Source organism: Streptomyces sp. NPDC088246, assembly GCF_044741025.1.
GTDB lineage: Bacteria > Actinomycetota > Actinomycetes > Streptomycetales > Streptomycetaceae > Streptomyces.
The window spans coordinates 148,578-172,046 of the sequence record NZ_JBIURV010000011.1 but is presented as its reverse complement, the minus strand read 5'-3'; the positions used below and the strand labels follow the sequence as shown (position 1 = coordinate 172,046).

At 67.9% G+C, this 23,469-nt stretch carries 23 protein-coding genes, 1 tRNA gene and 1 pseudogene; 10 read left to right on the top strand and 15 right to left on the bottom strand.

What is annotated here, in order from left to right:
• Positions 1-54 precede the first annotated feature (54 nt).
• The 4 genes from ACIPEK_RS17735 to ACIPEK_RS17720 are packed head-to-tail and all read left to right on the top strand — an operon-like array spanning position 55 to position 3,034.
• Positions 55-237, top strand: a complete 183-nt coding sequence (locus ACIPEK_RS17735; RefSeq protein ID WP_093895029.1) for a hypothetical protein — start codon at positions 55-57, stop codon at positions 235-237.
• Positions 234-872 carry an aminodeoxychorismate/anthranilate synthase component II gene (locus ACIPEK_RS17730; protein ID WP_093895028.1) on the top strand — a complete coding sequence of 213 codons (639 nt, stop codon included), beginning with the start codon at positions 234-236 and terminating at the stop codon, positions 870-872. Before ACIPEK_RS17735 ends, ACIPEK_RS17730 begins: the two co-directional genes overlap by 4 nt.
• Positions 869-2,266 (top strand): class E sortase, encoded by a 1,398-nt coding sequence (locus ACIPEK_RS17725; protein ID WP_401996779.1) that lies wholly within the window; start codon positions 869-871, stop codon positions 2,264-2,266. Before ACIPEK_RS17730 ends, ACIPEK_RS17725 begins: the two co-directional genes overlap by 4 nt.
• Before the next feature lie 27 nt (positions 2,267-2,293).
• On the top strand, positions 2,294-3,034 hold the full coding sequence (locus tag ACIPEK_RS17720; RefSeq protein ID WP_401996776.1) for a class E sortase: 741 nt from the start codon (positions 2,294-2,296) through the stop codon (positions 3,032-3,034).
• Positions 3,035-3,098: 64 nt separating this feature from the next.
• Here ACIPEK_RS17720 and ACIPEK_RS17715 read toward each other — a convergent pair whose 3' ends face one another.
• The 7 genes from ACIPEK_RS17715 to ACIPEK_RS17685 all read right to left on the bottom strand — a co-directional run bounded on the left by ACIPEK_RS17715 (position 3,099) and on the right by ACIPEK_RS17685 (position 12,450).
• Positions 3,099-4,166: a restriction endonuclease gene (locus tag ACIPEK_RS17715; protein ID WP_401996773.1), complete on the bottom strand. Its 1,068-nt coding sequence runs from the start codon at positions 4,164-4,166 to the stop codon at positions 3,099-3,101.
• A 204-nt stretch (positions 4,167-4,370) separates the two neighbouring features.
• Complete coding sequence (gene pknB / locus ACIPEK_RS17710; RefSeq protein WP_401996770.1) at positions 4,371-6,347, bottom strand: Stk1 family PASTA domain-containing Ser/Thr kinase; 1,977 nt, start codon at positions 6,345-6,347, stop codon at positions 4,371-4,373.
• Positions 6,348-6,514: 167 nt separating this feature from the next.
• On the bottom strand, positions 6,515-7,972 hold the full coding sequence (locus ACIPEK_RS17705) for a penicillin-binding transpeptidase domain-containing protein (protein WP_401996767.1): 1,458 nt from the start codon (positions 7,970-7,972) through the stop codon (positions 6,515-6,517).
• Complete coding sequence (locus ACIPEK_RS17700) at positions 7,969-9,378, bottom strand: FtsW/RodA/SpoVE family cell cycle protein (RefSeq protein WP_401996764.1); 1,410 nt, start codon at positions 9,376-9,378, stop codon at positions 7,969-7,971. Before ACIPEK_RS17700 ends, ACIPEK_RS17705 begins: the two co-directional genes overlap by 4 nt.
• Positions 9,379-9,401: 23 nt before the next feature.
• Positions 9,402-10,904 (bottom strand): Stp1/IreP family PP2C-type Ser/Thr phosphatase, encoded by a 1,503-nt coding sequence (locus ACIPEK_RS17695; RefSeq protein WP_401996761.1) that lies wholly within the window; start codon positions 10,902-10,904, stop codon positions 9,402-9,404.
• Between the two features lie 129 nt (positions 10,905-11,033).
• Positions 11,034-11,549 carry an FHA domain-containing protein gene (locus tag ACIPEK_RS17690; RefSeq protein WP_093895021.1) on the bottom strand — a complete coding sequence of 172 codons (516 nt, stop codon included), beginning with the start codon at positions 11,547-11,549 and terminating at the stop codon, positions 11,034-11,036.
• Positions 11,550-11,559: 10 nt separating this feature from the next.
• Positions 11,560-12,450, bottom strand: a complete 891-nt coding sequence (locus ACIPEK_RS17685; protein WP_401996757.1) for an FhaA domain-containing protein — start codon at positions 12,448-12,450, stop codon at positions 11,560-11,562.
• 315 nt (positions 12,451-12,765) lie between these two features.
• Between ACIPEK_RS17685 and ACIPEK_RS17680 the strand changes: the two genes are divergently transcribed.
• Positions 12,766-12,848 (top strand) — tRNA-Leu (locus ACIPEK_RS17680).
• 185 nt (positions 12,849-13,033) lie between these two features.
• Here ACIPEK_RS17680 and ACIPEK_RS17675 read toward each other — a convergent pair.
• A pseudogene (locus ACIPEK_RS17675) lies at positions 13,034-13,165 on the bottom strand (FMN-dependent NADH-azoreductase); the annotation flags it as partial.
• Between the two features lie 129 nt (positions 13,166-13,294).
• On the opposite strand from ACIPEK_RS17675, the gene ACIPEK_RS17670 reads away from it, so the two are divergent.
• A complete protein-coding gene (locus ACIPEK_RS17670; RefSeq protein ID WP_401996754.1) occupies positions 13,295-13,639 on the top strand; it encodes a winged helix-turn-helix transcriptional regulator in 345 nt (114 codons plus the stop codon).
• Positions 13,640-13,724: 85 nt separating this feature from the next.
• Here the strand turns inward: ACIPEK_RS17670 and ACIPEK_RS17665 are convergent, their stop codons facing one another.
• Entirely contained in the window at positions 13,725-14,195 is a 471-nt protein-coding gene (locus ACIPEK_RS17665; protein ID WP_401996751.1) for a MarR family winged helix-turn-helix transcriptional regulator, read from the bottom strand.
• A gap of 90 nt (positions 14,196-14,285) precedes the next feature.
• Here ACIPEK_RS17665 and ACIPEK_RS17660 point away from each other — a divergent pair, with 90 nt between their 5' ends.
• The 4 genes from ACIPEK_RS17660 to ACIPEK_RS17645 all read left to right on the top strand — a co-directional run bounded on the left by ACIPEK_RS17660 (position 14,286) and on the right by ACIPEK_RS17645 (position 18,467).
• Positions 14,286-15,431: a hypothetical protein gene (locus tag ACIPEK_RS17660; protein ID WP_401996748.1), complete on the top strand. Its 1,146-nt coding sequence runs from the start codon at positions 14,286-14,288 to the stop codon at positions 15,429-15,431.
• A 148-nt stretch (positions 15,432-15,579) separates the two neighbouring features.
• Entirely contained in the window at positions 15,580-17,043 is a 1,464-nt protein-coding gene (locus ACIPEK_RS17655) for a DUF2252 domain-containing protein (RefSeq protein WP_401996745.1), read from the top strand.
• Positions 17,044-17,101: 58 nt separating this feature from the next.
• Entirely contained in the window at positions 17,102-18,076 is a 975-nt protein-coding gene (locus ACIPEK_RS17650) for a J domain-containing protein (protein ID WP_401996742.1), read from the top strand.
• A gap of 46 nt (positions 18,077-18,122) precedes the next feature.
• Positions 18,123-18,467 carry a rhodanese-like domain-containing protein gene (locus tag ACIPEK_RS17645; RefSeq protein WP_383069767.1) on the top strand — a complete coding sequence of 115 codons (345 nt, stop codon included), beginning with the start codon at positions 18,123-18,125 and terminating at the stop codon, positions 18,465-18,467.
• Between the two features lie 87 nt (positions 18,468-18,554).
• On the opposite strand, the gene ACIPEK_RS17640 is transcribed toward ACIPEK_RS17645, so the two are convergent.
• The 6 genes from ACIPEK_RS17640 to paaA form a co-directional block, all read right to left on the bottom strand.
• Positions 18,555-19,751 (bottom strand): acyl-CoA dehydrogenase family protein, encoded by a 1,197-nt coding sequence (locus tag ACIPEK_RS17640; protein WP_401996739.1) that lies wholly within the window; start codon positions 19,749-19,751, stop codon positions 18,555-18,557.
• A 118-nt stretch (positions 19,752-19,869) separates the two neighbouring features.
• Complete coding sequence (locus ACIPEK_RS17635; RefSeq protein ID WP_401996736.1) at positions 19,870-20,928, bottom strand: 2Fe-2S iron-sulfur cluster-binding protein; 1,059 nt, start codon at positions 20,926-20,928, stop codon at positions 19,870-19,872.
• Complete coding sequence (gene paaD / locus ACIPEK_RS17630) at positions 20,929-21,435, bottom strand: 1,2-phenylacetyl-CoA epoxidase subunit PaaD (protein ID WP_401996733.1); 507 nt, start codon at positions 21,433-21,435, stop codon at positions 20,929-20,931.
• Entirely contained in the window at positions 21,429-22,130 is a 702-nt protein-coding gene (gene paaC / locus ACIPEK_RS17625; RefSeq protein ID WP_401996730.1) for a 1,2-phenylacetyl-CoA epoxidase subunit PaaC, read from the bottom strand. The genes paaD and paaC overlap by 7 nt, the downstream gene beginning before the upstream one ends.
• The gene (gene paaB / locus ACIPEK_RS17620; RefSeq protein ID WP_093548044.1) at positions 22,127-22,417 is read right to left on the bottom strand and encodes a 1,2-phenylacetyl-CoA epoxidase subunit PaaB; all 291 of its coding nucleotides are present in this window, start codon (positions 22,415-22,417) and stop codon (positions 22,127-22,129) included. The genes paaC and paaB overlap by 4 nt, the downstream gene beginning before the upstream one ends.
• Positions 22,414-23,418 (bottom strand): 1,2-phenylacetyl-CoA epoxidase subunit PaaA, encoded by a 1,005-nt coding sequence (paaA, locus tag ACIPEK_RS17615; protein ID WP_401996727.1) that lies wholly within the window; start codon positions 23,416-23,418, stop codon positions 22,414-22,416. The genes paaB and paaA overlap by 4 nt, the downstream gene beginning before the upstream one ends.
• Positions 23,419-23,469 lie beyond the last annotated feature (51 nt).

Genomic DNA, 23,469 nt, shown 5'->3' with positions numbered 1-23,469 from the left:
CACGCTCCTGCCCCGGCCCTTTAGTCTGGTCCCGTACCGAATGGAGGGGACAGCATGTACGGCTGGATCTGGCGGCATCTGCCGGGCAACGCATGGGTGCGTGCGCTCATCTCGCTCGTGCTGGCGCTGGCTGTCGTCTACGCGCTTTTCCAGTACGTCTTCCCGTGGGCGGAGCCGCTGCTTCCGTTCGGTGACGTGACGGTCGACGGCTCGACCGGATCGGGGGCCGGCCAGTGAGTGCCCGCATCCTCGTCGTGGACAACTACGACAGCTTTGTCTTCAACCTCGTCCAGTACCTCTACCAGCTCGGCGCCGAGTGCGAAGTGCTGCGCAACGACGAGGTGACCACGGCACACGCCCAGGACGGCTTCGACGGCGTGCTGCTTTCACCCGGCCCCGGCACCCCGGAGCAGGCAGGTGTCTGCGTCGAGATGGTGCGCCACTGCGCGGCCACGGGCGTTCCGGTCTTCGGGGTCTGCCTCGGGATGCAGTCGATGGCGGTGGCGTACGGCGGTGTGGTGGACCGGGCCCCGGAGCTGCTGCACGGCAAGACCTCGCTGGTGACTCATGAGGGCACCGGGGTCTTCACCGGTCTGCCGTCCCCCTTCACCGCGACCCGCTACCACTCGCTCGCCGCCGAACCCGACACGGTTCCGCCGGAGCTGGAGGTGACCGCGCGCACCGCCGACGGCATCATCATGGGGCTGCGCCACCGCGAACTGGCGGTGGAGGGCGTGCAGTTCCACCCGGAGTCGGTGCTGACCGAACACGGCCATCTGATGCTGGCCAACTGGCTGGCACAGTGCGGCGACACAGGAGCCGTCGCGAGGTCGGCGGGGCTCGCGCCGGTGGTGGGCAAGGCTGTCGCGTGACCGCACTCCGCCCCGAACACGACGCCGGACAGGACGGCCCGTACGAGCAAGGAGCGTACGAGGCCGCAGGCGCGTTCGAGGCGGCGGTCGACCAGCTGGCGGATCCGCTGAACGATCCGCTGCCGGGGCAGCATGCCTCGCCGTGGTTCCGGGCGGACAACATCCCGTCCGAAGAGCCGGGGCAGGAGCAGAAGCCTGGGCGGGGGCTGCACCGGGCGCCGGATCAGCCGCCGCAGGCGCAGGCACAGCCGCCACAAGAGGCGCAGAAGCCCGAGGAGACTCCGCCGGAGTGGTACGACCCCGAGGGGTTCGAACGGGACTGGTACGGGCAGCAGGCGCCCGCGCCGACGCCCGCGCCGACGCCCGCGCCGACGCGGGCGCAACCCGTCGCCCATCCCTTCCCGCTCGACGACGAGACGGTCGGTCTGCGTACGGCGGACACCCGGCGCCTGATCGACCGGGCGGTGACGACCCGGCAGCCCAATCCCGGGCCGGAGCTGGAGCCGGAGCTGGGGTCGGCGAGCGATGCGGAGAGCTTCGCGGAACCGGGCACGGGGCCCGAGAAGGCCGGTCCGGAACCACACACCGGAGGTCGCGCCGAACGCCGGCGCGCTGCCAAGGGGCGTGGCCGTCGACGTACCGGACCGCAGCCGGAGACAACGGCGCCGGCCGCGAAGCCGATGTCACGCGTCGAGGCAAGGCGTGCGGCGCGCGCGGCCAAGGACAGCCCGGCCGTTGTCGCCAGCCGGGTCGTCGGGGAGCTGTTCATCACCCTCGGCGTGCTGATGCTGCTGTTCGTCACGTACCAGCTGTGGTGGACGAATGTGCGTGCCGACCAGTACGCCGGCAAGGAGACGCACAAGATCCAGGACGACTGGGCGAAGGGCGACCGCAATCCCGGTGTGTTCGAAGCGGGGCAGGGATTCGCCATCATCCACATCCCCAAACTGGATGTCGTCGCTCCGATCGCCGAGGGCACCAGCAAGGAGAAGGTCCTCGACCGGGGCATGGTCGGCCACTACGGCGAGGGCGCGCTCCGCACCGCGATGCCGTCGGCCAAGCAGGGCAACTTCGCGCTGGCGGGCCACCGCAACACGCACGGCGAACCCTTCCGCTACATCAACCGGCTGCGCCCCGGCGACCTGATCGTGGTCGAGACGCAGGATGAGTACTACACGTACGAGGCGACGAAGACCCTTCCGCAGACATCGCCGTCCAATGTCTCGGTGATCGGCCCGGTGCCGCCCGGTTCGGGGTTCACCGGGCCGGGCCGGTACATCACTCTGACGACCTGTACGCCGGAATTCACGAGTACGTACCGTTTGATCGTCTGGGGCAAGATGGTCGACGAACGACCGCGCAGCAAAGGCAAGCCCGACGCGCTCGTCGGCTGATACATCATCACGACAGGGACGGGTGCGGTGACAGCGAGGACCGAGCACGAAGAGCGAATCGGTGAGTCCGCGCCCCCGTCGCGGCGCAGGGGCCGCCATCCCGTCGCGACCGCGGTCAGCGTTTTCGGCGAACTGCTGATCACCGCAGGCCTGGTGCTGGGGCTCTTCGTCGTCTACTCCCTCTGGTGGACAAATGTGCTCGCCGATCGCGAGGCCACCAAACAGGGCCACACCGTCCGCGACCGCTGGGCGGGCGGACCGGGCGCGCTGGACACCAAGGACGGCATCGGCTTCCTGCACGTCCCGTCGATGAAGAACGGTGAGGTGCTGGTCAAGAAGGGTACCGACACCGAGAATCTCAACGACGGCATCGCGGGCTACTACACGGACCCGGTGAAGTCGGCTCTCCCCTGGGACAAGAAGGGCAACTTCACCCTGGCGGCACACCGCGACGGGCACGGTGCCAAGTTCCACAACATCGACAAGGTGAAGACGGGGGACACGGTCGTCTTCGAGACCAAGGACACCTGGTACGTCTACAAGGTGTTCAAAGAGCTTCCCGAGACGTCGAAGTACAACGTCGATGTGCTGCAGGCGGTGCCGAAGGGATCGGGAGCGAAGAAACCCGGCCGCTACATCACGCTGACGACCTGCACACCGGTCTACACGTCGAAGTACCGCTACATCGTGTGGGGCGAGCTGGTGCGTACGGAGAAGGTGGACAAGGACCGTGCGAAGCCGGCGGAGCTGCGGCAACCGGTACGCTGAGCCGGGCCCGAAGTTGCAACCAATCCTTGCGACTTCGGGCCTTCTGCCGTCCTGGTCTACTTGCTTACTTGAGTACCTGCAGCTTCGCGCCTGCGCTCCAGGCATCCAGCAGGCCGCGGTGAACGGCGGTGACGCCGACCTGCATCGCGATATCGAGCGACTCGCGGGAGAACGGACAGGTCGCCACGTACACGGCAACGTCCGCCCGGTGCAGCGTCTTTGTGCCGACGAACTTCTGCATCTCGCCGCTCCACACCGAGCGGTACGGGGCGAAGTTCTTGCACTGGACGACCACCCGCCGCCCGTCGGCGGTGTACGCGGTGACGTCGGCCCCGCGGTCGCCGCTACCACCGTGGATCTCGACGTCGATGCAGCCGTCCCGACGCAGCAGCCCTGCGATGTGCTGCTCGAACTCCCGCCAGTTCATGGCGTCGATGGAGGCCATGACCCCGGTGAGGGGGCGCTGTTCCTGCGCGCGCTGAAGGCGGCGCAGCTGGATGTCGTGGCGGACGAGCCTCCGCTCGATCTGCTGGACGTTCTCACGGAGGCTGATGAGTTCTCGCTGCTGCTCGCCGGAGGTCTCGATGAGGGCGTTGAGTATAGGGACGACGGTGGCGCCGAGGAGACGGGTGAAGCTCTTCTCGCTGAGTCGCGTGATGTGGGCGTCGAGGGATTCGACGTCGCTGTCACGCCGAGGGGTATCCGTGATCACCGGATGCACCCGGGAGGTGTGTTCGACGTCGAGCAGATATGTACGGACACGGCGCGCGATCTCGCTGTCTCGGAGCAGCATGGCGACGTTGAGGACGGTCCGCCGCGGCCAGACGGCCATGCTCGAACGGGGCTGTGGATAACTCTCCGGATAGGAACTCAGGGTGAGTTCCTTAAATTTCTGCAGCTCAGCGCCCCGGATCACCCTGAGGCCATTCGATTCGAGCTCTTCTCGATGACGGCTGAGGAGGTTGTTGATGACGGTTTCCGCCACCTCGAAGTAGGCGGCGACCATGGCGGTGGTCACGTGCATGCCGTCCGGCAGCAAGGACAGCGTCTTGACTCGGTCGAGTGCCTCCGTCCGCTCGGTGAAGCTCTGACGCAGCGCCTGTGATTCCACCAGAGCGACTTCGTTGATCACGCTCTTGACCCTTCGCGTATCCAGCGATGCGGACGGAGTCCGATGCCCCGCCTCACCCGGTCAACGAATCGGCACATATGAAGACACGATCGAGTTACGGCTGCATGTGCGGTATGCCAGAGCAGAGGGCATCGCTGCGGACACAGCAAAGGGCCCCGGTCACCGTTGCGGTGACCGGGGCCCGATGGCAGTCGCGATTCGGGGTCAGTGCCGACGTGAGCCGGACGGGCCGCCGAAGATGTTGCCGTCTCCACCACCCTGCACGGTCTGGACGTTGACCGCGCTGTTCTTGTCGACCTCCTGGCCCGCTTGGGGCTGGAAGAAGGCGACCCTCGCGTTGTCGTCATTCGATCCCTGCACCTGGATCTGCAGGCCCGCCTGGGCCAGCAGATCCTTCGCCTCCGCGAGGGTCTTGCCCTGCAGGTCGGGAACCGTGGCCTTCTCCGGCTGCGGCGGACCCTTCGAGACCTTCAGGACGATCGGGGCGTCCTTGGCCTGCTTGCCGACGCCGGGGGACTGCTCGACCACGGTGTCCACCGGCTGGGGCGAGTCGATGTCGACACGCGAGATGGTTGTGAACCCGATGCCCCTGAGCTGGGCCTCTGCATCCTGGTACGTGCGGGTGCGAACGTCGGGGAGGTCCAGCAGGGCCTGCTTGGCGACCGTGATCGTGACCTCGGAGTTCTTCTCGGCCTTCGTGCCGCCGTCGGGGGCCTGCTTGATGACCGTACCCGCGGTCATGCTGGACTCGACCGCGGTGACATTCACCGTGAAGCCCTTGGCCTCAAGCTCCTTGCGGGCGGTCTCCTCTGTCTTCTCCACGACGCTCGGGACCTCGACCTTCGGCGCGCCGGTGGAGACGACGACCGTGACGGTTTCCTTCTCCGCCATCGTGCCGTCGGCGGTCGGAGACTGGCTGCAGATCTTGCCCTTGGGCTGTTCCTCGCAGGGTTCCCGCGAGCCGACCTTGAGAATGACGTCGGCGGTTTTCGCGAGTTTCTGAGCTTCCTTCACGGTCGAGCCGACCATGTTCGGCACATCGACCTTGCCGCTGCTGCTGTGGGTACCGCTGATCGACCGGCCGATCAGGATCGCGCCGATGAGCACCAGGATGCCCGCCACGATCAGCAGGATTGTCGAGGTGTTGCTCTTCTTCTGGCGGCGGCGGTCCGGGCGGTCGTCGTAGCCGTAGCCGCCGTCGTCCGGGTTGACCGGGGGCAGCATGGACGTGGGCGCGCCGTTCTGGTCCGCGGCGCGCAGTGCGGTGGTGGGCTGGTCGTTGCCGTAACCTTCGTAGCCGCCGTAACCGGGCACACCCATCGCCGCGGTGGCGGCGACCGGCCGGCCGTCGAGGCAGGCCTCGATGTCGGCGCGCATCTCGTCGGCCGACTGGTAGCGGTAGTCGGGGTCCTTGACCAGGGCTTTCAACACGATCGCGTCCATCTCGGGCGTGATCTCGGGGTCGAAGTTGCTGGGCTTCTGCGGCTCTTCCCGTACGTGCTGGTAGGCAACCGCTACGGGTGAGTCCCCGATGAACGGCGGCCGGACCGTCAGCAGCTCGTAGAGGAGGCAGCCGGTCGAGTACAGGTCCGAGCGCGCGTCGACCTGCTCGCCCTTGGCCTGTTCCGGGGAGAGGTACTGGGCGGTGCCGATGACGGCCGCGGTCTGGGTCATCGTCATACCGGAGTCGCCCATGGCGCGGGCGATACCGAAGTCCATGACCTTGACCTGGCCGGTGCGTGTCAGCATGACGTTCGCCGGCTTGATGTCGCGGTGGACGATGCCTGCGCGGTGCGAGTACTCCAGCGCCTGGAGGATGCCGACGGTCATCTCGAGGGTGCGCTCGGGCAGCAGCTTGCGGCCGGAGTGCAGAAGTTCCCTGAGCGTCGACCCGTCGACGTACTCCATCACGATGTACGGGATGGAGACCCCGTCGACGTAATCCTCACCGGTGTCGTAGACAGCGACGATCGCCGGGTGATTGAGCGAGGCGGCGGACTGGGCCTCACGGCGGAACCGGGCCTGGAAGGACGGGTCGCGGGCCAGATCGGCCCGCAGCGTCTTCACAGCTACGGTGCGGCCGAGCCGGGTGTCGTGTGCGAGGTAGACCTCGGCCATGCCACCACGGCCGAGCACCGAGCCCAGCTCGTACCGGCCGCCGAGGCGACGCGGCTCTTCCATAACTGTTCCAGCCCTCTCCGTCAGTCCCGACCGCACCGGTGTGCGGTCCGGCGGTGTGCTGCTCGCGCATACGCTACCGGCCGCGCACTACCTGATCGGCCCGGATTCCGGACCTGATACCTGACCGGTATCCCAATGTGCAGGTATGGCTCCCGATGTGACGGGCATCACTTCTTGCTGTCGATGACCGCCTTCATTACAGCCTTTGCGATCGGGGCGGCCAGACCGCCACCGGAGATGTCGTCCCGGTTGGCCTGGCCGTCCTCGACAACGACGGCGACGGCGACCGGGGAGCCCTTGTCGGTCTTGGCGTAGGAGATGAACCAGGCGTACGGCTTCTCGCTGTTGTTCAGACCGTGCTGGGCGGTACCGGTCTTGCCGCCGACAGTGACGCCATTGATGAGGGCGTTGGTTCCCGTGCCGTTCTTGACCACGGTCTCCATCATCTGCTGAAGCTTCTGGGCATTCTCACCCGAGAGGGGCTGGCTGAGCTGCTCCTTCTCGTGGGTGTAGATCACGTCCAGATTTGGGGCCTTGCGCTCGGCGATCATGTACGGCTGCATCAGCTTGCCGTCGTTGGCGACCGCGGCGGCGACCATGGCCATCTGCAGCGGGGTGGCGCGGTTGGACGCCTGGCCGATGCCGGCCATGGCGTTCTGCGGGCGGTTGTCCTTGGGGTAGACGCTGGCGTCGGCCCGTACCGGAGTGAAGATGTCCTTGTTGAAGCCGAACTTGTTGGCCTGGTCGATCATCTTCTGGTTGCCGAGGTCATCGCTGATCTTGCCGAAGACGGTGTTGCAGGACCACCGCAGCGCTTCCCGGAGCGAGGCGTTCTCGCACGGGATGTTGCCCTCGTTCTCCAGGTTGCCGGTGGTCAGCGGGAGCCGGTAGGGCAGCGGCGACTTGGTGTGCTCGTCGATGCTGGTGTACAGCCCGTTCTCCAGAGCGGCCGCGGCGGTGACGACCTTGAAGGTCGAGCCCGGAGGGTAGGTCTCGCGCAGTGCCCGGTTGAGCATCGGCTTGTCCTTGTCCTTGGAGAGCTTCTCCCAGGCCTTGGAGTCGGCGGCGGAGTTGCCCGCGAAGGTCGAGGGGTCGTACGACGGGGTGCTGACGAGGGCCAGGATGGCGCCGGTCTGCGGGTCGAGCGCGGCGACGGCGCCCTTCTTGTCGCCGAGTTTCTTGAAGGCGGCCTTCTGGGCGGCGGCGTTGAGGGTGGTGACGACGTTGCCGCCCTGCTTCTTCTCGCCGGTGAACATCGACAGGGTCCGGTTGAAGAAGAGCTGGTCGTCGTTGCCGGTGAGGATGCCGTCCTCGAGCTTCTCAAGGAAGTTGGCGTCGAACGCCTGCGAGGAGTACCCGGTCACGGGCGCCCACATGGGGCCGTTCTTCCAGACGCGCTTGTATTTGAAGTCGCTGTCCTTGGTCTCGACCGACCCGGTCACCGGGTTGCCGTCAACGATGATGTTGCCGCGCTCGTGTGCGTAACGCTCGATGCGGACGCGACGGTTCTCGTCGCGGCTGTTCAGCTCGTCGGCACGGACGTACTGCAGGTAGTTGGTCCGTACGAGCAGGGCGAGGATGAGGATCCCGCAGAAGACCGCGATCCGGCGAAGGGGCTTGTTCACGGTCGGACCACCTGGGTCATCTCGGCGTCGGAGGACGGGGCAGGGGCCGGGGCGGGGCGACGTGCGGTGTCGCTGATCCGGATCAGAATGGCGATCAGCGCCCAGTTGGCCAGCACGGACGAGCCACCGTACGCGAGGAACGGCATGGTCATACCGCTCAGCGGGATGAGCCCCATGACACCGCCGGCGACCACGAAGACCTGGATCGCGAAGGCCCCCGACAGCCCGATGGCGAGAAGCTTGCCGAAGGGGTCACGGGCGGCCAGCGCCGTGCGGACGCCTCGCTCGACGATCAGACCGTAGACCAGCAGGACGGCCATCATTCCGGCCAGACCCAGCTCCTCGCCGACGGTGGAGAGGATGAAGTCGGCGTTGGCGGCGAACATGATCAGGTCCGAGTGGCCCTGACCCAGTCCGGTGCCGAGCGTGCCGCCGGAGCCGAAGGACATCAGCGACTGGGCGATCTGGTCGCTCTGCGCCATCGTCGCCTTGGAGAACGGGTCGAGCCAGGCGTTCACCCGGGACTGCACGTGCGGCTCGAAGGACGCCACACCCACCGCGCCTACCGCGGACATCAGCAGACCGAAGACGATCCAGCTGGTCCGCTCGGTGGCGACGTACAGCATGACCACGAAGAGGCCGAAGAACAGCAGTGAGGTGCCGAGGTCGGTCTCGAAGACCAGGATCAGGATCGACAGGGCCCAGATGGTGATGATCGGTCCGAGGTCGCGTCCGCGCGGCAGGTACAGTCCCATGAAACGGCGGCTGGCCAGCGCCAGCGCATCTCGCTTCACCATGAGATAGCCGGAGAAGAACACCGCGATCAGGATCTTGGCGAACTCTCCCGGCTGGATCGAGAACGGGCCGAGGCTGATCCAGATCTTCGCGCCGTTCACCGCCGGGAAGAACATTGGCAGGATCAGCAGGATGAGCGCCGCGACCATCGAGATGTAGGTGTAGCGCTGAAGGATGCGATGGTCCTTGAGGATCATCAGCACGGCGACGAAGAAAGCGACGCCGATCGCCGAGTACAGCAGCTGCTTGGGGGCGTCGGGGCTGTACGCCCCGTACAGAGCCTCCGCACGCCGGATCAGCCGTTCCGACTGGTCCAGCCGCCAGATCAGCACCAGCCCCAGGCCGTTGAGCAGGGTCGCCAGCGGCAGCAGCAGCGGGTCCGCATAAGGCGCGAACTTGCGCACCACGAGGTGCGCGACGCCGCCGAGCAGGATGAGCCCGCCTCCGTATCCGAACATGCCGGACGGGAGCTTGCCGTCCATGGCGAGTCCGACATTGGCGTAGGCGAATACCGAGATGGCGACGGCGAAGACCATCATCATCAGTTCGGTGTTGCGGCGGCTCGGTGCGTCGATCGCGCCGATCGTGGTCGTGTTGGTGACAACGCTCATGGTGCTGAAGGCCCCCTACGGCTTTACTGCTTACCGCACTGCGGGACCAGCTTTTTCTCTTCCTCCGAGAGGCTGGGACCAGGAGTGGGAGTTGCGGTCGGCTTGGTCTTGGTGGCACCGGAAGCGGCGGATGTCTTGGTGACGTCCGAGCCCGTACCAACGGCTTGGCCCTCGTCGGAGCGGGCTTTCTCGGCCGCGCGTCGCTGGGCGTCCTTCTTGCAGGCGGATGCCTGGACAGCGAGTTCGCCGACCTTCTCGCGTGCGGCGGTGAGATTGCCTTCGGCGATGGTCGCCTCGACCTGCTTGCGCTGGTACGGCGGGAGGTACTTGAGTTCGATCTCGGGGTGGTCCTTCTCGACCTTCGAGAGCGAGACCCAGGCCAGGTCCTGGTTGATGCCTCGGAACAGCGCGACATGTTCGTTCTTCGCGCCGACATAGAACTGGTTCTGGGTCCAGCGGTAGCCGCCGTAGAGACCGCCGCCGATGACAGCGAGCGCGAGCACGACGTAGAAGGACCTCTTGAGCCACCTACGGCCGCCGCCGGGCTTGATGAAGTCGTCGTCGGTGTACGCGTCGAAGGAGTCGTCAGGCATTTCGCCGTAGCCGACGCCGTCACCGCTTCCGGGCGGACCGAAGCCGCCTGCGGGCGGCGGGACGGGGCGGCCGAGGCCGGCCGCTCGTCCGGCGGGGGTCTGCATGGCGGCTGTGCTTTCGGCGGCGGTCATCTGCGCAGCCTGGTTCTCGGCGACCGCGCCGACGATGACCGGGGTGTCGTTGAGCTGTCCGGCCAGGGTGTCGTTGCTGTCGACGTCGAGGACGTCGGCGACGATGCAGGTGATGTTGTCCGGGCCGCCGCCGCGCAGGGCGAGCTGGATCAGCTCCTGGATGGTCTCCTGGGGGCCCTGGTAACTGGCGAGGGTCTCTTCCATCGTCTGGTGGGAGACGACGCCGGAGAGACCGTCGGAGCAGATCAGATAGCGGTCGCCGACCCGGACCTCACGAATGGAGAGATCGGGTTCGACGTGGTCGCCACTGCCCAGGGCACGCATCAGAAGAGCGCGCTGCGGGTGGGTGGTGGCCTCTTCCTCGGTGATCCGGCCCTCGTCGACCAGCCGCTGCACCCAGGTGTGATCCTGGGTGATCTGGGTGAGCACGCCGTCGCGCAGCAGGTACGCGCGGGAGTCGCCGACGTGGACGAGGCCGAGGCGCTGGCCGGTCCAGAGCAGGGCGGTGAGCGTGGTGCCCATGCCCTCCAGCTGGGGGTCCTCCTCGACCATCATGCGCAGTTGGTCGTTGGCCCGCTGGACCGCCGTACCGAGCGAAGTGAGGATGTCCGAGCCCGGGACGTCGTCGTCGAGCTGGACGAGCGTGGAGATCACCTCGGAGCTGGCGACCTCGCCGGCTGCCTGGCCACCCATGCCGTCGGCGATGGCGAGAAGGCGCGGACCGGCGTAGCCGGAGTCCTCGTTGCCTTCCCGGATCATGCCCTTGTGCGATCCGGCGGCGAAGCGCAGGGAAAGACTCATGCGCACCTCTCCCGTCGGCTCGGGGTACAGCCGGTCTCGAGCCACACTGCCCACCCTCCGGTCGGGAGCCGGGCCGGGTCCGTTGCCCGGACCGCTGCGGCTCGCTCGCTCCGCTCGCTCATTGTCGTACTACTTCCGCAGCTCGATGACGGTCTTGCCGATCCGGATCGGCGCGCCCAGCGGAACAGGTGTCGGGGTGGTGAGTCGGGTCCGGTCGAGATACGTGCCGTTGGTGGACCCGAGATCCTCGACGATCCACTGGCCGTCACGGTCGGGGTAGATCCTGGCATGCCTGCTGGACGCGTAGTCGTCGTCCAGGACGATCGTTGAGTCGTGGGCACGGCCCAGCGTGATGGTCTGCCCCTGGAGCGCCACCGTGGTGCCGGTGAGTGTGCCCTCGGAGACGACCAGCTTTGTGGGTGCCCCCCGGCGCTGACGGCCGGGCTGTTGACGTTGCTGCGGCGGTGCCGCGGCATTCTGGCGTGCCTGTGGCGGACGTGCGTCGGTCGCAGTGCGGCGTGAGCCGCGCTGCGTGACGCGCGTTCCGAACAGGTCGCTGCGGATGACCTGGACGGCCACGATCACGAACAGCCACAGAACAGCCAGGAAACCTAGCCGCATGACCGTCAGGGTCAGCTCTGACATTGCCCCCGCTTCACCCTTCGGCTTGCCGGTAAACGATGGTGGTGCTGCCCACGACGATCCGCGAGCCGTCGCGGAGCGTAGCGCGGGTTGTGTGCTGCCCGTCTACCACGATGCCGTTGGTAGACCCGAGATCCTGGATCGTCGAGGGCGTTCCGGTCCGGATCTCACAGTGCCGGCGCGATACGCCGGGGTCGTCGATCCGCACGTCGGCGTCGGTGCTGCGTCCCAGCACCAGCGTCGGGCGGGAGATCTGATGGCGGGTGCCGTTGATCTCGATCCAGCGCCGCACCTGCGCGTTCGGCAGGGGGCTGGGTCCGGCCGGCGGGTGCCGGTCGCTACTGGGCGCTCCGGGCCTGCCCGCGCTCGGCGGCGGGGCCGCTGGCATGGGCGGGGCGGAGCTGGGCGGGTAGCCGTAGCCTCCGGTGGGCTGTGCAGCCCGCCCCGGGCCCGGGTAGGGGGGCTGGCCGTGCTGTCCCGGGGGGCTCTGCAGTCCTTGCCGGCCCTGGGGGTCCTGCTGCTGTGACGAACTCGACGCCAGGGTGCGGCTGCGCACCCGGTAGAGCCCGGTGTCGAGGTCGTCGGCCTTCTCGAGGTGGACCTTGATGGGGCCCATGAAGGTGTACCGCTGCTGCTTGGCGTAGTCGCGGACCAGGCCGGAGAGTTCGTCGCCCAGCTGGCCGGAGTACGGGCTGAGTCGCTCGTAGTCCGGGGTGCTGAGCTCGACGATGAAGTCGTTGGGGACGACGGTCCGCTCACGGTTCCAGATTGTTGCGTTGTTGTCGCACTCGCGCTGGAGGGCTCCCGCGATCTCGACCGGCTGGACCTCGGACTTGAAGACCTTGGCGAAGGTGCCATTGACCAGACCTTCGAGACGCTGCTCGAAACGCTTCATGACTCCCATGGGGCACCTCCTCCGTTGTAGTCGTCCCTGTACTGCTTACTGATCGTATCCACGCGTGGGGAAATCGGCTGGTTCCCCTTGTCTGCCCTGTGGATGAGTGTCACCTCTCACACGGATCGTAGAGGCGGCCTCCTGACAGTGTCCCGCACCCGGGGTGCACTGAGGAGGAGTGGGGGCGGCCGCACGGCGTTCCCGGTTCCTGCCAGGCGTTCGGTGAAACAACGGATGTGAATCCACCCTGTCCAGCGTGCTAATCTTCCGGATGTCGCCAGGCGCTCGCACCAAACGGTGAGAGAGTCTGGAAACACCACTCTTGCGCGAGTGGCGGAACGGCAGACGCGCTGGCTTCAGGTGCCAGTGTCCTTAGGGACGTGGGGGTTCAAATCCCCCCTCGCGCACAAGAGAGAAGCCCCACAGGCCAACGGTCTGTGGGGCTTCTTCGTTCCCGGGTTTGGTTTCACGTGAAACGCCGGATTCGGGGTGCCCTGTGGTGGCATGGGGCTTTCGGGGTTTGCGGGCTTGGTGGGGCTTGTGGGGGCGTCGAGGGGGAGCCTCCGCAGCCCGCGGATTCTTGGCCCCCGCGGGCGAGATCGCGGTAGACAACCCGTCCGTCAGGGTGCTGCTCACGCCAGGCCTGCACAAAGGCGGCACTGACATCGCGTGACGCGGAACCCTCGGGGAAGACGGCGGAATCGAGGTGCAGAAGTGTGGCCATGGGGGTCTCCACGGTTATTCAGGGATGACGGAGTGCCGATGCGGCAGGCCTTATTTTCGTTCGGACGTAGTAATAACATAGGTGCTTACTATTCGTAAGTCCCACACTCTGGCGCAGTACCCTGGGTGTATGGCGGAGCACAGCGAGCAGGCGTGTCAGCGGGTCGATGTGGGCATCACCCGCGTCTTCGAGCTGTTCGGCAAGCGTTGGACGGGGCCGATCGTCTCGGTGCTGATGCAGCAGCCGGTGCACTTCGCGGATCTGCGGCGGGCGATTCCCGGCATCAGTGAGCGCATGCTCTCGGATCGGCTTTCCGAGCTGGGTGCGGCCGGGCTGGTTGTCCGTGAGGTCGATGAGGGGCCACCCCTGCGGGTTTCCTACCGCTTGACCCGGGCCGGCGCCGCGATGGAGCCCGCGCTCAAGGAGCTGGCTCACTGGTCGAAGACGTACCTGCCCTCCGACGGCCCCTGCTGACGCGTGCCGGATGCCGTGGGCGCGGGCTGAGGGTGCGTCCTGGCCGTCGCGCTGGTTGTAGTGGGCCGCGGGATGTTCTGCCGGGTCAGGCCTTCGGTGTCTGCGGGGAGGTCGTGCTCGGGTCGCCCGCCGCGTTGTAGCGCAGCAGGTACTCCGCGAAGCCGGCGAGGTCGTCCGCCGTCCAGTCCGCGAGGCGCTTCTGGTAGGCGGAGCGGCGGCTGGCCTGTGTCGATGCGAGCGCCTGGGTTCCGGCCTCGGTGGGGTGCAGCACCTGGATGCGGTGGTCGTCCGGGTCCGGGTGTCGTTCGACCAGTCCCAGTTTCTCCAGGGCGCCGATCTGTCGGCTGACCGTCGATTTGTCCAGCATGTAGTGCGCGGCCAGATCCGTTGCGCGGCAGCCGTGTCGGTCGTCGATGTGTGCCAGCAGCGTGTACGAGACCAGGGGCAGCTCTGGATGGAGGCGGGCCGCCGTGGCGCGCGCGCGGCGCGCGAAGGCGGTCAGTTCGCGCTGGATGACATCCAGTGATTCTTGGCGTTCTCCGGGGGTGCCTGGCACTGCTTCGCCTTCCTCTCGCCTTCCTCAGGATTTCAGTTGTATAGTACAACGAGTTTGGAGTTGTAAAAGCCAACCATTGGAGTGTTCCGAATGTCGTCAGGCCCGAGCGACGCCGCCGGCTCCACCGCCGCCGCTCTGCGTCATGTGCTGAGCCATCTCGTCACGCCGCTGCTGATGTGCATGGGCATGGGGCTCGCCTACCTCGGGGCGTTCCACGCCCCTGAGCCGCACGATCTGCGGGTGGACGTGGTCGGGTCGGGGCCGAGAGCGCAGGTGCTCGCGCAGATGCTGCAGGACAAGGGGGACGGGGCGCTGAGTGTGCGCACGGTCCCCGATCGCGCGACGGCTGTGAACCACCTCAGGACGCAGGCGAGTTACGGTGCCTACCTGCCGGGGAAGCACCCCGAGCTGTTGGTGGCCGGCGCGTCCTCCGACACCAGCGCCACGGTGGTCGAGAAGGTCTTCACCAAGGTTGCGGCCGCGGAGGGGGACCCGCTGAAGGTGACGGACACGGCACCGACCGCTGACGGCGATCCGACCGGTCAGGGCATCTTCTTCCTGCTGGTCGCGGTGAGTATCGGCTCGTACGCATCGGTCGCGGTGATCGGTGGCGCGGGCGCGGTGCTGGCGCTGCGGTTCAGGGCCGCCCTGACGGTTGCCGCGTCCCTGGCGGTGAGCGTGATCGGAGTGGTCTTCGCCGGTCCGCTGTTCGGTCTCGTGGACCATGGGCTCGGCGGTCTCTGGGCGATGGCCTGGCTCTACTCTCTGGGCATTCTGCTGATCGGCGTCGGACTGCACACCTTCCTCAAGCGGTGGACGACGCTCGGCGTGATGGTGCTCTTCGTGATGCTCAACTTCACCAGCTCCGGCGGCATCTTCCGGCCCGAGCTGCAGCCCGGCTTCTTCGGTGCGCTGCACTCCTTCTGGAACGGTGCGGGCTTCGTCGAGGGTGTACGCAGCCACGTGTACTTCGACGGACACGCGCTCGGCCGGCATGTGCTGGTGCTCGCGCTCTGGTTCGTGGTGGGCCTGGCAGTGATGGGTGCGGCGGGGCTGGCCGAGGCGAAGCGGCGGAGGGCCGCCGTGGAGACGGATCAGGCCGGCGCCGTCGTCGGGTCCGCCGGGGCCGGGGGAGCACAGGGACGGGGACGGCACGTCAAAGCCGAAGTCCGGACCGAGGCGGACGGCGAGGAAGAGCTGGAGGAAGAACTGGAAGAGGCGGCTGTCGGCGTCTGACCAGGAAAGAGTGTTTTCCACAGGCCGTGAGGTGAGTTTTCCACAGGGGCAGACGGCTTTCGGCGGACGGCGGTACCTTCGTCGCAATTGATCTGCGACAGGGCATGGGGCCAGGAGCGCAGGGCGAAGGCGGGGGAGGCTGCGCGCCATGGGCGAAATCGAAGCGACAGTGCCGGTTCAGCGGGCTGTGACAGATGATCCGCGCATTCCGGTCGTGCCCGGATTTGCGTCGCGTCGGACGACTGCGGCGACTGTGGCGGGCAAGAGTGCGCCGCAGTCGCCCAGGGGGGCGGGCAAGGCGCTGCGGGGGAGGGTGCCCAGGGCCTCTCACTCCGCCCTTGACCTTCCGGCCGGGCGGCCCGATGCCGTGCAGGCGGTCGAGGAGTCGAGCCGGGGCAGGGTGCCCGGTCTCGCCCCGATCCGGGTGGGGCGGATGGCAGCCACACCATTCGCGTTTCTGCGTGGCTCGGCCGGGCTGATGGCCCATGACCTGGTGGGCACGCCGGTCAGCGGGGTGGGCGCCCAGCTCTGCGGCGATGCGCACGCGGCCAATTTCGGCCTGTACGGCGATGCGCGGGGCAGCCTGGTCATCGATCTGAACGATTTTGACGAGACCGTGTTCGGCCCCTGGGAATGGGACCTCAAGCGCCTCGCCACCTCGCTCGTGCTCGCCGGGCGTGAGGCCGGGGCGGACGAGGACACCTGCCGCCAGGGCGCATACGACACGGTGGGCGCATACCGGCGGACGATGCGGCTGCTGGCCAAACTGCCCGCGCTCGACGCCTGGAACGCCATCGCGGACGAGGAGTTGGTCTCGCACACCGATGCGCGGGATCTGCTCGGCACTCTGGAGCGGGTCTCGGAGAAGGCCCGTAACAACACCAGCGCCCGCTTCGCGGCCAAGTCCACCGAGGATTCCGGGGACGGCGGACGCCGTTTCATAGACGCGCCGCCGGTGCTGCGGCGGGTGCCGGACGAGGAGGCCGCGGCGGTGGCGGCGGGACTCGGCGACTATCTGGGCACGATCTCGGACGACCGGGTACCGCTCCTCGCCAGATACGCGATCCACGACGTGGCGTTCAGGGTGGTCGGCACGGGGAGCGTCGGCACCCGGTCGTACGTGGTGCTCCTGCTCGATCACCGTGGCGAGCCCTTGGTGCTGCAGGTGAAGGAGGCGCGGCCGTCCGTGTTGGCGCCCTACCTCCCGGCTGTCGGGTTCGATGTACCGGCGGTGGCGCACGAGGGGCGCCGGGTGGTGCTCGGGCAGAAGCGGATGCAAGTCGTCAGCGACATTCTCTTGGGTTGGGCCACCGTCGACGGGCGCCCGTTCCAGGTGCGGCAGTTCAGGAACCGCAAGGGCAGTGTGGACCCGGGAGCACTGGCAGCCGACCAGGTCGACGACTACGGCCGGATGACCGGGGCGCTGTTGGCTCGGGCCCATGCGCACAGCGCCGACCCGCGGCTGATCGCGGGCTACTGCGGCAAGAACGAGGAGCTGGACGAGGCGGTGGCGGCGTTCGCGGTGACGTACGCGGACCGTACTGAGGCGGACCACACGGAGCTGGTGCGGGCCATCGGGTCGGGGCGGATAGCCGCCGAACTGGGCGTGTGAGGGGCATTGAGTCGACCGCGCGTCCTCGGGGCGTGGACGGTGGCCATACGCTGGACGGGTGACCCACGAAGCCGCCGGGGTGCCGACCACCCGGAACGACGATGACCGGCAGGAAAACGACCGGCAGCACGAGCAGCACGAGCAGGATGCGCAGCACGGAGGGTCGGCCGGTGCCGAGGCCGGTGCAAGTTCGGAGGCCGACGCTGCCGCTGGGACTGACGGCGGGCCTGGCGGGGCTGCCGACGGAACTGCTGAGGGTGCTCGGCCCGAGGCTCGGCTTGCCAAGGCTGTGCGGGTGGCGGAGCTGGCGCTGATCGAGTTCGAGATCGCGGTGGAGACCTTCCGGGTCGAGGTCGAGAACTTCTCCCGGTTGCACCATCAGAAGCTCGGGCCGATGTACACCCGCCTCGATGAGCTCGATGCGCAGATCGCGGAGGCTCGGGCCGCCAGGACCGGTGACCCCGAAGACCTCCGCAAGGCGCAGGAGGCCCGGGCGATCGTGATGCCGATGCCGGGGGTCGACGAGCTGTTCCACGACTGGATCGACTCCGACGGGCTGTCCCCCGAGGCGGCGGCGATGCTGACCGAGCAGCCGGTCCGGCCGCCCAAGCGGGTCCGGCCGACCGAGGAGGCGCGCAAGCTTTACCGCGAGCTGGCGCGCAAGGCCCACCCGGACCTGGCGCAGGACGAGACGGAGCGGGCACGCCGGGAGGAATTCATCACCCGCGTCAACGCTGCTTATGGGCGTGGGGACGAGGCGCTGCTGATGGAGCTGGCGCAGGAGTGGGCGGCGGGGCCGTTGATGCCGGAGGCGGAGCTCAGCGAGAGCGAGGAGCTCTATGCCCGGCTGAACTGGCTGACCCAGCGCAAGGAACTCCTGACAGTGCTCGCCCAGGAGCTCGAGGAGAGCGCGATCGGGGCCATGCTGCGGATGGCGCCCGACGATCCGGACCGGCTGCTCGACGAGATCGCCGATCAGCTGCTGGGCGAGGTCGCTCAGCGTGAGGCGGAGCTGGCGGGTCTGGTGCAGTAGCGTTCCCGGTGACTCTGGAGCGTACGTACGAGAGAAGGCGTGACCCATGAATTTCGCCCCGCTGCCCTCGGTGGATGTCGCGGCGGTTCCGTCGGACGGCTTTGTGCTGGACGTCCGGGAGAACGACGAATGGGCGGCCGGTCATGTCGCAGGCGCCCTGCACATTCCGATGAGTGACTTCGTGGGCCGTTTCGGTGAGCTGACCGAAGCTTCCGAGGACGGTCGGCGCGTGCATGTGATGTGCCGGGTCGGTGGCCGGTCCGCCCAGGTCACCCAGTACCTGGTGCAGCAGGGCATCGACGCCGTGAACATCGATGGCGGGATGCTCGCCTGGGACGGTGCCGGACGTCCCATGGTCACCGACAACGGCAACCCGGCTTTCGTGCTGTGAGACCGGGGCCGCTCGGCTGCCGGAGCGCTGGGCTGCTGGAGTGCCGAGCGGACGCTCGACCCGTGCTGTTCGAGGCCCTGGCCGGTGTCAGCTGAGGAGATGTGTGGCCAGTAGGTCGCCCAGTGCCTCCTCGTGTGCCGCCGCCGGGCCGAGGGAGAGCTCGATCTGCTTCGCCCATGCATGGAAGCGGTGCAGCGGGTAGTCGGTGTCCGCGCCGAAGCCGCCGTGAAGATGCTGTGCCGTCTGCACGACCCGGCGGATACCGTCCGACGCCCAGATCTTCGCCACGGCGATGTCGCCCTCAGCGGGCAGCGCACCGCCGGCCCCGGTGGAGATCCGCCAAGCCGCCTGCCAGAGCGTCACTTCCATGGCCCGCAGGTCGATGTAACGATCCGCGGCCTGTACGGCGACGGACTGGAAGGTCGCGACGGGAAAGCCGAACTGCTCGCGCTTGCCGGTGTATTCGCTCGTCATGGTCAGCACAGCCTCGCCCAGACCCAGCGCGAGTGCGCACGTCCCGGTGATGAGCAGGGCGCGCAACCACTCCCAGGCCCCGACGGTGTCGATCAGCGCACGGCTGTCGATCCGTACCGAATCCAGCCGGACCTCGGCGAACAGCTCACCGCTGGTGGAGACCTGCTCGGCCAGAGTGACGCCGTCGTGGGTGGGCCGGATCAGGGCTACAACGGCCCGGCCCTCGCCCGTGTGGGCAGGAATCGCGATCCAGTCCGCGGCCTGCGCCCATGGCACCCCTGACTGCACCCCGTCGAGCACCCAGCCCGCAGCATCACCGCCGGCGTCGCCGGGGGCGTTGCCAGGCCCCTCGCCAGGCCGGTTGCTCGCAGGGGCTTCCCGGCGGGCGGTGACGGCAAGCTCGGCCGGATCGTGGCCGGTGCGGCCGTTGGCCCCGACGGTGAGGACCAGCTCGCCCCGGCCGACCCGGGGCAGCAGCTCGGCGGCCAGCCCCGCGTCGCCGTGGCGCTGGAGCGTCATCGCGACCGCGCACGTCTCCAGCAGCGGCACCCGCGCAAGTACCCTGGCGGACTCGCGCAGCACCAGACAGAGCGCGACTGGATCGAGCCCGGCTCCGCCATGCTCCGGCGGCAGCGTCAGACTCAGCAGGTCGCCTGCGGCGAGCCCGGCCCACAGAGGCCGGTCGATGTCCTCGGCCACCGCTCCCGGCACGAGAGCGGGGCTGGGTACCCCGTCGGGCGCAACGCCCGAGAAGACCGCTCTCGCTGCCTCAGTGGCTGCCTGCTGTTCCTCGGTGAAGGTGAAGTCCACTGCCCTGGCCTCCCGCGAACCGCTGCTCCCGTACCCGGACTTGACGGATCGTCAAGATAGGACAGGTTCTATGAGAAGGGAACAGGAGGAAGGAGACGGAGAGGGAGAGGGGGCGCGGTCAGCGGTCGAAGTCGAGCTCCACCTCCGGAGTGACGGGATGTGACTGGCACGCCAGCACATAGCCGGCGCCCGTCTCTTCGGGCTCCAGCGCGAAATTGCGGTCCATCCGTACCTCGCCCGAGACCAGGAATGCCCGGCAGGTCCCGCACACACCGCCCTTGCAGGCGTACGGTGCGTCGGAGCGGCTGCGCAGCACGGTCTCCAGCAGCGATTCGCCCTCCTGTACCGGCCATGTGCCGGAGCGGCCGTCCAGGGTCGCGGTGAGGCTGCTGTGAGCAGGCGTTTCGGCCCGGGTGCGGGCAAGTGCGTTCGGGCCGTCGTCCACATGGAAGATCTCCTGGTGGATACGGGTCCGGTCGACGCCCAGGCCGTGCAGCGCGCGTTCGGCGGCCTGTACCAGTCCGAACGGCCCGCACAGATACCAGCCGTCCACCTCCGGCACGGGCAGCAGCTCGGGCAGCAGCTCGGTGAGCCGGTCCCCGTCCAGCCGGCCGGAAGGGAGACCTGCCTGCTGCTCCTCCCGAGAGAGCACCGTGACCAGCTGGAACCGGTCCGGATAGCGGTCCTTGAGGTCGGCGACCTCGTCCAGGAACATCGTCGAGACCGCCGTCCGGTCACTGCGGATCAGACAGAAACTGGCGTCGGGCTCCCGTGCCAGCAGTGTCGCCGCGATCGACAGCACCGGGGTGATCCCGCTGCCCCCCACAATCGCCGCGAAATATCCGGCGCGGGGCGTGAGCACGAAGCGGCCCATCGGGGGCATCGACTCGATCAGGTCACCGACGGCGAGCTCCTTGAGCGCGTACGTGGAGAACGCGCCGCCGTCGACGAGCCGAATGCCCACCTGTAGCGCCGGATCCGACGGTTCCTCGGTGGCCGGGGAACAGATCGAGTACGAGCGGCGGATCTCCTCGCCGTCGACGCTGTAGCGCACATTGAGGTGCTGGCCGGGCTTGTGGCGGAAGGTCTCGCGCAGCTCGGGCGGCACGGCGAAGGTGACGGCCACCGAATCGTCCGTGAGCCGTTCGATCGCGCGGACCCGGAGCGGATGGAACATCTACAACTCCTTGAAGTGGTCGAACGGTTCGCGACACGTCACACAGCGGCGCAGCGCCTTGCATGCGGTGGAGGAGAACCGGCTCAGCAGCTCCGTATCGGTCGAGCCGCAGTGCGGGCAGCGGACCGAGAGCGTGAGCGGAACCGGGCCGCCTGCGGGGGCCGTCGCATTGTGCGGGCGCGGGGGCGCGATGCCGAACTCGGCCAGCTTGCGCCGCCCTTCCGCGCTGATGTCGTCCGTGGACCAGGCAGGCGAGAGCACGGTGACCACGGAGACTTCCGGTATGCCGTGGTCGTGAAGTACCCGCTCGATGTCGGCGGACATGGCCTCGATCGCCGGGCAGCCGGTGTAGGTCGGGGTGAGGCGTACCGTGACCGTGCCGGGCGCCACCACGTCCACGCCCCGGAGCACCCCCAGATCGTCCAGGGTCAGCACGGGCAGTTCGGGATCGGGTACGGAGCCTGCCAGTCGGTGCAGCTCCTCCTCCAGGAGCGTTTCGGTCACCATGACGCCCCCGGGTGGCTGCGATGCAGGTGCTGCATCTCGGCGATCATCCGGCCGAAGGGTTCGGTGTGGATGCCCTGCCGTCCCGCGCCCGCCGTCCATGCTCCGGACTGCGGGCCGGCCGGTACGGTCAGCGTCGCCTGCTGCAGCACTGCGGTGACGGACTCCAGCCAGCCGCTGTTCAGCGACTGCCAGTCGATCTCCACGCCCTCGACAGGTTGGAACAGTTCGCCGGTGAACCGCCACAGGGCGTCGACCCCGCGCTGCATCCGCTCATGGCTCTCGGCCGTGCCGTCGCCGAGCCGCAGCGTCCAGTGCTCCGCGTGGTCCTGGTGGTAGGCGACCTCCTTGACTGCCTTCGCCGCCAGCCCGGCGAATGGACTTTCACCGGCCGCCAGCTGCTCGTGGAGCAGCCGCTGGTACGTGGAGAAGTAGAGCTGGCGGGCGATGGTGTGGGCGAAGTCGCCGTTCGGCTGCTCGACCAGTTGGACGTTGCGGAAGGCACGCTCCTCGCGCAGATACGCCAGCTCGTCCTCGTCCCCGGCAAGGGAGAGCAGCACCCGTGCCTGTCCCAACAGGTCCAGGGCGATGTTGGCCAGGGCTACTTCCTCTTCCAGTACGGGGGCATGGCCGGCCCACTCCCCCAGCCGGTGCGAGAGCACCAGCGCGTCGTCGCCCAGGGCGAGGGCCGCGGTCACAGGTGCTTCACCCCTTCCGGGATCTCGTAGAACGTCGGGTGCCGGTACGGCTTGTCACCGGCCGGCTCGAAGAAGGAGTCCTTCTCGTCGGGCGAGGAGGCCGTGACCTGTGCGGACGGGACCACCCAGATGGAGACGCCCTCGGAACGGCGCGTGTACAGATCGCGCGCGTTGCGCAGGGCCATTTCCGCGTCCGGGGCGTGCAGGCTGCCCGCGTGGGTGTGGGACAGCCCGCGGCGCGAACGCACGAACACCTCCCACAGCGGCCATTCGGTCGAGCTGCTCATGCTGTTGCCTCCCCGTTCCGTACTGCTGTGTGCTTCTCGGCATACGCAACCGCCGCGTCCCGGACCCAGGAGCCCTCCTCGTGCGCCCGGCGGCGCTGGGTGAGGCGCTGCTCGTTGCACGGGCCGTTGCCCTTGAGGACCTCCTGGAACTCCTGCCAGTCGATCGCCCCGAAGTCGTGCTGTCCACGCTCCTCGTTCCACCGGAGGTCCGAGTCCGGGAGGGTGAGCCCCAGCGCCTCGGCCTGCGGGACACAGATGTCCACGAAGCGCTGCCGCAGCTCGTCGTTGGAGTGCCGCTTGATCTTCCAGGCCATGGACTGCGCCGAGTGGGCCGATGCGTCATCCGGCGGGCCGAACATCATCAGGGACGGCCACCACCAGCGGTTCACCGCGTCCTGCGCCATCTCGTGCTGTGCCGGGGTGCCGCGGCTGAGGGTGAGCAGCAGCTCGTAACCCTGACGCTGGTGGAAGGACTCCTCCTTGCAGATACGGACCATCGCCCGGGCGTACGGGCCGTAGGAGCAGCGACAGAGCGGAACCTGGTTGGTGATCGCGGCGCCGTCCACAAGCCAGCCGATCGCGCCGACATCCGCCCAGGTCAGCGTGGGGTAATTGAAGATCGATGAATACCTCTGGCGGCCTGCGTGGAGCTTGTCCAGCAGCTCCTCGCGGCCGGTGCCGAGGGTCTCCGCGGCGCTGTACAGATAGAGCCCGTGTCCGGCCTCGTCCTGCACCTTGGCCATCAGGATCGCCTTGCGGCGCAGCGAGGGCGCTCGCGAGATCCAGTTGGCCTCCGGCTGCATTCCGATGATTTCGGAGTGAGCATGCTGGGCCATTTGCCTGACCAGTGAGGCACGGTACGCATCCGGCATCCAGTCGCGAGGCTCGATGCGCTCGTCCGCCGCCACCGCGGCATCGAAGGCCGCCTCCAGGGCCTTGTCCGCCCCTTCAGGCCTGCCTGTTCCTGCCTGCGCTGTCTGGTCCGCAGTCACTGCCGTCATCCCGGACTCCCTACCGACCGACCGATCGTTCGGTTCGATGCTTTCAATGGT

Excerpts from the sequence above, each read along its gene's own strand:
- ACIPEK_RS17645 (WP_383069767.1), top strand. The coding sequence starts at position 18,123 with ATGAATTTCGCCCCGCTGCCCTCGGTGGATGTCGCGGCGGTTCCGTCG.
- ACIPEK_RS17660 (WP_401996748.1), top strand. The coding sequence starts at position 14,286 with ATGTCGTCAGGCCCGAGCGACGCCGCCGGCTCCACCGCCGCCGCTCTG.
- paaD (WP_401996733.1), bottom strand. The coding sequence starts at position 21,435 with ATGGTGACCGAAACGCTCCTGGAGGAGGAGCTGCACCGACTGGCAGGC.
- ACIPEK_RS17735 (WP_093895029.1), top strand. The coding sequence starts at position 55 with ATGTACGGCTGGATCTGGCGGCATCTGCCGGGCAACGCATGGGTGCGT.
- ACIPEK_RS17690 (WP_093895021.1), bottom strand. The coding sequence starts at position 11,549 with ATGTCAGAGCTGACCCTGACGGTCATGCGGCTAGGTTTCCTGGCTGTT.
- ACIPEK_RS17695 (WP_401996761.1), bottom strand. The coding sequence starts at position 10,904 with ATGAGTCTTTCCCTGCGCTTCGCCGCCGGATCGCACAAGGGCATGATC.
- paaA (WP_401996727.1), bottom strand. The coding sequence starts at position 23,418 with ATGACGGCAGTGACTGCGGACCAGACAGCGCAGGCAGGAACAGGCAGG.
- pknB (WP_401996770.1), bottom strand. The coding sequence starts at position 6,347 with ATGGAAGAGCCGCGTCGCCTCGGCGGCCGGTACGAGCTGGGCTCGGTG.
- paaB (WP_093548044.1), bottom strand. The coding sequence starts at position 22,417 with ATGAGCAGCTCGACCGAATGGCCGCTGTGGGAGGTGTTCGTGCGTTCG.
- ACIPEK_RS17655 (WP_401996745.1), top strand. The coding sequence starts at position 15,580 with ATGGGCGAAATCGAAGCGACAGTGCCGGTTCAGCGGGCTGTGACAGAT.
- ACIPEK_RS17700 (WP_401996764.1), bottom strand. The coding sequence starts at position 9,378 with ATGAGCGTTGTCACCAACACGACCACGATCGGCGCGATCGACGCACCG.
- ACIPEK_RS17685 (WP_401996757.1), bottom strand. The coding sequence starts at position 12,450 with ATGGGAGTCATGAAGCGTTTCGAGCAGCGTCTCGAAGGTCTGGTCAAT.
- ACIPEK_RS17670 (WP_401996754.1), top strand. The coding sequence starts at position 13,295 with ATGGCGGAGCACAGCGAGCAGGCGTGTCAGCGGGTCGATGTGGGCATC.
- ACIPEK_RS17635 (WP_401996736.1), bottom strand. The coding sequence starts at position 20,928 with ATGTTCCATCCGCTCCGGGTCCGCGCGATCGAACGGCTCACGGACGAT.